The organism is Collinsella sp. TM06-3 (assembly GCF_003436395.1).
Taxonomy (GTDB): domain Bacteria; phylum Actinomycetota; class Coriobacteriia; order Coriobacteriales; family Coriobacteriaceae; genus Collinsella.
The window spans coordinates 108,067-114,182 of sequence record NZ_QSPG01000007.1; the positions used below are offsets into that span (position 1 = coordinate 108,067).

General features: G+C 50.1%; 3 protein-coding genes. All 3 read right to left on the bottom strand.

Features of this window, described 5'->3' with window-relative positions:
- Positions 1-91: 91 nt before the first annotated feature.
- A complete protein-coding gene (locus DXD56_RS04770; protein WP_117640360.1) occupies positions 92-2,092 on the bottom strand; it encodes an NAD(+) synthase in 2,001 nt (666 codons plus the stop codon).
- Positions 2,093-2,404: 312 nt separating this feature from the next.
- On the bottom strand, positions 2,405-4,291 hold the full coding sequence (locus DXD56_RS04775; protein WP_117640361.1) for a radical SAM protein: 1,887 nt from the start codon (positions 4,289-4,291) through the stop codon (positions 2,405-2,407).
- 391 nt (positions 4,292-4,682) lie between these two features.
- Positions 4,683-5,960 (bottom strand): tyrosine-type recombinase/integrase, encoded by a 1,278-nt coding sequence (locus DXD56_RS04780; protein ID WP_071441245.1) that lies wholly within the window; start codon positions 5,958-5,960, stop codon positions 4,683-4,685.
- Positions 5,961-6,116 lie beyond the last annotated feature (156 nt).

Below are 6,116 nucleotides of genomic sequence, written 5' to 3' on the forward strand. Positions count from 1 at the left end.
CGGCGCTCCGACAAGAGCGCCGCGCGATACGGGCCATCAGATTGCAAAAGTGTAACGCTTGCACCCGCTGTTTTGGTTCAATTTGGCAACCTTAGTCCATCGGATTGAGCGCGTCAATCTGGGCGAGCCACAGGCGCGAGCTGGCGTCACTCGGCATGCGCCAATCGCCGCGCGGGCTGAGCGTGACCGAGCCCACCTTGGGGCCATCGGGCAGGCAGCTGCGCTTAAACTGCTGGGCAAAGAAGCGACGGTAGAACGTGCGTAGCCACGTGTGAATGGTCTTGACGTCGTAGACGCCCTCGAAGCTCTTGAGCGCCATGCGGTAGATCTTGCCCGGCTCAAAGCCAAAACGCAGCAGGTAGTAGAGGAAGTAGTCGTGCAGCTCGTACGGGCCCACCAAATCCTCGGTCTTCTGCGCAATCTCGCCGTCGCCCGTGGGCGGCAGAAGCTCGGGGGACACCGGCGTATCGAGGATATCGAGCAAGACCTCGGCAATACGCCCGCCAAAAACATCAGCGGCATAGCGCACCAGATGGCGCACAAGCGTCTTGGGCACGCTCGCATTGACGGCGTACATGCTCATGTGGTCGCCGTTGTAGGTAGCCCAGCCGAGCGCCAGCTCCGACAGGTCACCCGTGCCGATGACAAAACCGCCGGCCTGATTGGCCAGATCCATCAGAATCTGCGTACGCTCGCGGGCCTGGCTGTTCTCGTAGGTCACGTCCTGCACGGCCGGATCGTGCTCAATGTCCTTGAAGTGCTGCTCCACGGCCGCGTTGATCGAAACCTCGCGGAAGCTCACGCCAAGGTCGCGAGCGAGCGACTCGGCATTCGACTTAGTGCGATGCGTCGTGCCAAAGCCTGGCATGGAAACCGCCGTGATACCCGTGCGCGGCAGCCCCAGCGCATCGAAGGCACGCACGGTCACAAGCAGCGCCAGCGTGGAGTCCAGACCGCCTGAAAGACCGATGACAGCCGCCTTGGTACCCGTATGGGCAAGACGGGTCTTGAGGCCCGCGGTCTGCAGGTCGAGGATGGTCTCGCAACGCTCGGCCAGGTCACCATGGTCGGCCGGAACAAAGGGTGCGCGGGGGAAGACACGGTCGATGCCGAGTGCATCGCGCAGGACAGGCTCTTCGGCCAACACGCCCTCAAAAGAGAACTCAACGGTCGTGGCCTCCGGCGCATCGTCCGCGCGCGTCCACGTCGTCGAGCGACGGCGCTCGGCAACCAGACGATCGAGGTCGACATCGGCAACCGCCATGTCGCAGGTAAGCAGTTTGGTGGCGGCCAGCTTAGAGCCGTTTTCGTAGATCAGGTTCTCGCCCGCAAAGACCATGTCGGTCGTAGATTCGCCCTCACTCGCATCCGCGTAGGCATAGGCGCAGTACAGGCGCGCACTCTGGTTGGAGATGAGGCTGCGGCGGTAATCCGCCTTGCCGATAATCTCGTCCGAGGCCGACGGGTTGAGGATCACCGTCGCGCCAGCAAGCGCCATCTCGGTCGAGGGGGGCGCCGGTACCCACAGGTCCTCGCACACCTCGACACCCAGCACCAGATCCTCGGCACCTTCATCGCAGCAGCGGTAGACAAGCTCCGAGCCAAGCGGCACCGGACCCTGACCAGCAAATTCAATCCACACGGGATCGGCCGGCGCCGGAGCAAACCAGCGGCGCTCATAAAACTCTCCGTAGTTGGGCAAGTACTTTTTGGCCGTAAGGCCCAAAAGCTCGCCCGCACAGCACACGGCGGCGCAATTGTAGATGTTTTCGGCCACCGCGACGGGAAGACCGATGGTAAAGACGACCGGCAACTCACGGGTTTCATCGAGGATATGCGCCAGAGCAGCCTCGCAGACATGCAGCAGTGTGCGATTATGGAACAGGTCGGCCGCGGTATAGCCGGTCAGGTTAAGCTCGGGCAGCACCAGAGCATGAACGCCGCGCTCGGCAGCATCGCGAACAGCCGCCAGCGCAACCTCGACATTGCCCTCGACATCGGCGACGCGAATCTGCGGCGACGCCGCCGCCACACGCAAAAAGCCATCGTTCTTATTAGCCGAAACGCAGCATTGCCTTGTTGATCTGGACACTGGAGGCCCCTTCTACCCTGAGATTCAGTCTAACGGACGTTCACATATCTCTAACTAGCCAAAGCAACCTCCCAGTTTACTGAGACGCCAACCTGTGCTAAGAGCATGTATTCCAAAAATATCTTTAATTAAAAAAGGAGAAATCGATAATCGACTTCTCCTTTAAGCGAGGCAAGTAAATTCCGAAACTAATGGCAGAATTTATCCATGTAGTCCTCAAAGTCGAACACTTCTACCACGACGCCCTCTTCCTGAGACTCTTTCAGTTGCTCCAAGAGATCTTTGTTAATAACGTCCATGTAGAAACCTCCTCTATCTAATCAATTGTAGTATATCTGCTTTCATGCAATTATCAACCAACTTGTTTAATTGCTCCTCGCTTGCCGATAGTCCCTCTTTTTTCAAAATGTCGCACACCTCGTTCTTAGTAATCGGCTTTTCAAACAACGAAAGCAAAGCGAACGAAAAATCATTAACCGCACACATTCTATGGGTGGCACAACTCAGCAGTACTCTTAACCCCTCTTTTGAGCGTCCGACTTCTTTAACAAACGAACTTTTAACCAATTGAAAACCATTATCGTGCATTACATAATCGGCATCGATATTTGTATTCAGCAATCCATAATGCAACAGTTCTTCTATCGCCCTTGTCAGCTCGAGGTCGCCCTGATCAAGAATAAGAGAAATGCTACAATCGGCCTCCAATAAACGGGCCAACTTAAGGTATACCAACTGGGAAACAGCATAGACATGATGGTATTCAGAATTATAGAAGTAGGCAAATGGCTCAACGAGCACGACAGAGGTCTTGGAATCCAGCCAGATTCGATCAGCTGGATTTAGACTAGTTAGCCGTCGCTTTACTTTGGTCAAATGTCCCTTATACCTGACAGCGTGAATAGAATCTAGGATCCAGGTCACCTCTGAAATATGAAGGCGCTGGGGCAAGTCAATTGTGTCGCTACCGTTTATGACCTCTTGCATATAAAAATCAATATGATGCTCATCAGATAAGGATTTTGCTTCATTTAAAGTTAAACCAGTGCCTGAAACATAATCCACTTCGAGGCGCAAATCCTCATATTGGGACTTCGGCATTACAGAGACACCATACTTATCGGGATGATTCCAAACATCCGACCCCATAACGAGACCAAAATTCGTAAATCCTCTCGTGGAATATGGAACACCACATACCTGTTTTGAATAATTCAAAACATTCTCTGTATAAGCTAAGGTGTTCAGAGCCTCTTCTTTAGTTTCGGTCGGAAAGCCAATCATAAAAAATAGATGAACAGGAATACCCGCATTGAGACAATCATGGATATTGCGATCAATCCAATCAACTCTCGTGTTCTTCTTCATTAGATCAAGAACTCTTTGGTTGTATGACTCGAGGCCAAACTGAATCTGCCTACATCCACTTTGGTATATCTTGTTAAAAACTTCTGTACTTAGGGTTGGAGAGAACCTCGTTTCTCCATGCCAGAAAAACGTTTTTCCCGATGCGTTTATTTCATCCGCGAGTTGCTCCATTCTTTTGCCTTCGAATGTTTCATCCACAAAAGAGAAAACTCTCGTGCCGTATTTTTCATTTAACCGACACATTATTTCAAATACTCTCGATATAGGCATCTTTCGGTAACAACCACCGGTAGCACCGGGAATGGTGCAGAAGGCGCAATGATTAAAACACTGCCTAGAGGAATAAACCGGCAATATTAACTCAGGCATGAAGTATTTAGAAAGGGCGAAGCCATCGAAATCGGGAACTGTATCGTTGATAAATGTTTGCTCAATCCGATGGTTTTTATATATCTTTCCACCTTTAGCATGGCAAAGGTTTGGAACACAGTCGAGATTGTCATCACCAGAGTCAAGAGCCTCAAGAAGACGTGCAAGCGGCTCTTCGCCGTCATACATCATTATCGAATCAATGTATTCAAAAAAGGGATGCCATTCTTTCATGCAGTCATCTGCTAAACGAGTAATGTAATTGCCGCCCAATGAGACGTGTTTAACAGATGGACATTCTTCCTTAATCAGTTTCGCTAACGTAACTGCAGAAATCAATTGGAAACAGCCGCTCACCGAAATCCCAATAAACTCGATTTTTTCCCTCTGAATACGCTTAAGAAAGGCAGTTTCATAGAAGGAAATAAACGGATTATGCAAGGTATCTGCAAGCGATTTCATTATTTCTGGTGTCGAATAATAATCATAGGGCAGATCTATGGAGTTGAACGTGTATTTAACTCCATATGAGACGTGATTTATGATATAGAGTGCATTTCTAAAAATGTTTTCAGCATATTGTCTTTCTTTTAGATTAAAGTATCTCTTCGATCTGAAAATATCTTTTGCCTCGTCAACATTAAGTGCCGACTTTTGTATCAACTCGATTGTTAATTGAATAATTTAATAGATTTCTAATTATCTCTTTAGATGTTCTTATATGCCGGTATAGCCCGTTACTTCGGGCTTTTCCGGCACTTTTCATATCGGAAGAACCTCACAAATCTTTTTATTACCCCTCATGTTTTCACTCTCAAAAGTAGTAAAAGTAGTAGTAAATTCTGCGTACTACTTATGCCGCCTTGGTTTCCTCGGCGTTTTCCGCCGCAGTTTCCGGCTTGGCCTCTGTGGTGGTTTTTGCCTTGGCTTGCAGCCGTTCCATTTCCTCCTGTGCGGAATGGAAAGTAGCGTGGGCGTAATAGTTCAGCGTCATTACAATGTTGGCGTGTCCCATGATGTACTGCAATGCTTTGGGGTTCATGCCCGCGTTTGCCATTCTGGTACAGAATGTATGCCGCATGGTGTGCGGCGTCATCACATCGGGCAGCGGCTCCTTGTGGCACTTGTTGTACTTCTTGGCAAGGCACTTGAACATGGCGTCATAGTTGACGGCGGTTTTGGGCAGGCCATCCCGGTTCAGGAACAGGAAGTCCTTATAACCATCAACCTTAATGCACCTGCCGTCCCTGCGCTTCTTCAACACGCGCTCAAACGCTTCATAGGCGGCTGCGCTCATCGGCACTTGACGGAATCCGCTTTCTGTTTTTGGCGCTTCGATATAGTAGCCGTCCTCGGTGCTTCTCAAAAGCTGGTGGTCTACATTCACAAAGCGCTTCTCAAAATTCAGGTCGGCTGGCGTCAGGCCGCAGAGTTCGGAAATACGAAGCCCGGTTTCCAGCAGGATCACCACCTCGTCATAATACTTGGCATAGACAGGATCGTTCTGCATGAAGTCCAAAAGCTCGTTTTCCTGTGTAGGGGTAAGCGGCACCTTTGGTACGGTATCGTCGTTGATAACCTCATTGATCTGGAAGTCAAAAGGATTCTTGCGGAGGCAATCGTCCTGTACGGCCATATAAAAGATGGCTTTTAAGGAACGCTTGCTGTTGCAGATGGTGTTGTAGGCAACGCCCTTTTCCTGCATACGCAAGGCCCATTCTTTTGCGTCGGACAGCTTCACGCTGTCAATGCTGGCCGCGCCCAGCTTATCTTCGGACAGAAGTTTCATTAACTGCTGGCGGCTCTTTTGGGTTCCTTTCCGCACATTCCCGCGCTGCCGGGTGTACTTTTCATAAAGCTGGCACACGGTCATTTTCTTGCCGATGGTGTCTATCCCGTCGTCAAGGTCTTTCTGTATCTGCTTGATCTTCTCGCGCAGGGAAAGACAGGGCCGTTTCCCGGCAGGTACTTTGTCGGTAGGTACTAACTTCCATGAGTAAACAAACTGGGTTTCTCCAAAGGTGTCAATGTATTTGTAAGCGTATCTTCCATCTGATCGCTGGCTCTCTCCAGACTTCAAAAGGCGGCCTTTGTTGTCCCGTCTTTTTTCATCTCGTTCTTTTCTTGGCATTTCGTCATGCTCCTTTCCATGACGGAAAGAGCCTTGACACGCTTATAACCTATTATAACACGAGCAAGGCCCTTTTTCACTATATTGTGTCAAGGGAATCAATAATTTTTTCAAAGCCTTGATTATCGACTTTATCCGAACACCTCCCACATTCAT

Coding starts and splice junctions, on each gene's coding strand:
- DXD56_RS04775 (WP_117640361.1), bottom strand. CDS start 4,291: ATGAAATCGCTTGCAGATACCTTGCATAATCCGTTTATTTCCTTCTAT.
- DXD56_RS04780 (WP_071441245.1), bottom strand. CDS start 5,960: ATGCCAAGAAAAGAACGAGATGAAAAAAGACGGGACAACAAAGGCCGC.